Below are 2,133 nucleotides of genomic sequence, written 5' to 3'. Positions count from 1 at the left end.
GGTCGGGGAGCGGGGGCGCGGGCTGGTCGGCGCCCTCCTGGAGCTGGAGGTCGAAGTCGGTCACCGGCTTGCCCTTGAGGGCGTTCTTGGTGAACTGCGCCCAGATCTCGGTGGGGGCGCCGCCGCCGTTGACGCGCGCGAGGCCCATCGCGCCGTAGAGCGGGGTGTGGGCGGCGGTGACCGGGTCCTGGCCCATGACGGAGATGACGGTGGCCAGTTCCGGGGTGTATCCGGCGAACCAGGCGGCCGTGTCGTTCTCGGCGGTGCCGGTCTTGCCGGCGGCGGGGCGGCCGGCCGCCTGGGCGGCGGTGGCGGTGCCGTTCTGGACGACGCTGCGCAGGACGTAGGTGGTGGTGTCGGCGGCCTCGCGGGTGACGGCCCGGCGGGTCTTCGCCTCGGGCGTGTCCATGATGCTCCGGCCGTCCTTGGTGACCTTGTCGATCATCGTGTACGCGCCGGCCTTGCCGTGGTTGGCGAGGGTCGCGTAGGCCTCGGCCATGTCGAGGACGCTGGCGGTGGCGGTGCCCAGCGCGATGGACGGGTAGGGGTTGAGGTCCTTGGTGGCGGCGGGGATGCCGAGGGCGACCGCGGTGTCCTTGACCTTCTGGGGGCCGACGTCGACGGCCATCTGCGCGTACACGGAGTTGACGGACTTGTCGGTGGCGGTGCCCACGGTGATGTTGCCGTAGGAGACGTCGTCCTCGTTGGCCGGCGCGTAGGAGCCGCCGTTCCAACCCTGGACGGGCCGCTTGTTGGTGCCGTCGTAGTAGGTGTTCGGGGTGATGGCGCGGCCGTCCTGGGTCGTCGACTGGTTCTGGACGGCCGAGGTGAACACGAACGGCTTGAAGGTGGAGCCGACCTGGAAGTCACCGCGGGTGGCGTTGTTCGTGTACTGCTTGATGTAGTCGATGCCGCCGTACATCGCGACGACCTTGCCGGTCTTGGGGTCGACGGCGGCGCCGCCCGCGCGGACGGAGTTGTCGACCTTGCGGCCCTTCTTGTCCAGCTTGGACATGAGCTTGTCGTTGACGGCGTCGACGAGGGCGTCCTGCTTGGACTTCTGGAGCGTGGTGGTGACGCGGTAGCCGCCCGCCTCCAGCTCGTCCGCGGTGACGATCTTGTTGTCCTTGAGGTATTCCTTGATCGCGTCGACGATGTAGCCGCGCTGTCCGGACATGCCTGTGGAGGCGGCGCTGTTCTCCTTCGGCGTCGGGAACTTCATGCCCGCGCGTTCGGAGGCGCTGAGCCAGCCCTTGGTGACCATGCCGTCGAGGACGTAGTTCCAGCGGGCCTGGGCGGCCGCCTTGTTCTCGGGGTGCGCGATGACGTCGTACTCGCTGGGCGCGTTGACCAGTGCGGCGAGGTAGGCGCCCTTGGCGGGGTCGAGGTCCACGGCGTCGATGCCGTAGTAGGCCCTGGAGGCGGCCTGGATGCCGTAGGCGTTGCGGCCGAAGTAGCTGGTGTTGAGGTAGCCCTCGAGGATCTTGTCCTTGCTCTCCGTACGGTCGAGCTTGATGGAGATGAAGAACTCCTTCACCTTGCGCTTGGCGGTCTGCTCCTGCGCGAGGTAGTAGTTCTTGACGTACTGCTGGGTGATCGTGGAGCCGGACTGCTTGCCCTTGCCGGTGGCGGTGTTCCAGCCCGCCCGGAGCATCGCCTTGGGGTCGATCGCGGACTCGGTGTAGAAGTCGCGGTCCTCGGCGGCGAGCACGGCGTGCTGGGCGTCCTTGGAGACCTGGGCGAGGGTGACGTTCTCGCGGTTGATCTCGCCGTCCCGGGCGATCTCGGCGCCGTCGGCGTAGAGGTAGACGTTGCTCTGCTTGGTGGCGAGCGCGTTGGCCGGCGGGATCTTGACCATGGAGTAGCCGAGGAAGAACAGGCCGATCAGCAGCAGGACGCCGATGACGAGGGTGCTCAGCACCATGCGCCAGGTCGGGAAGATCCGGCGCCAGCCGGTGCGCTTGGGGCGCTTGGGCTTCTTCCCGCCGTTCGCGGGCGCGTCGGCCCGGTCGGGTTCGGCGGTGTGGACGGCCTGGGCGGTGCGGGGGTCCTGGGGCGCGTAGGCGGCCTGCGCATATCCCTGCGCCGGTGCCGTCCGGGGTGCGTGGGCCGCCCCGCTCGCGGCGGCGGCCC

The 2,133-nt window shown here is 69.2% G+C and carries 1 protein-coding gene; it reads right to left on the bottom strand.

Features of this window, described 5'->3' with window-relative positions:
* Nucleotides 1–2,133 (bottom strand): transglycosylase domain-containing protein (locus tag FNH09_RS46185; RefSeq protein WP_238427494.1); only part of this gene is annotated, 2,133 nt, incomplete at both ends.

The sequence above is a fragment of the Streptomyces adustus genome, assembly GCF_009377175.1.
Lineage (GTDB): Bacteria > Actinomycetota > Actinomycetes > Streptomycetales > Streptomycetaceae > Streptomyces > Streptomyces adustus.
The sequence above is the reverse complement of the archived record's forward strand: the minus strand, read 5'-3'. Positions and strand labels throughout refer to the sequence as shown.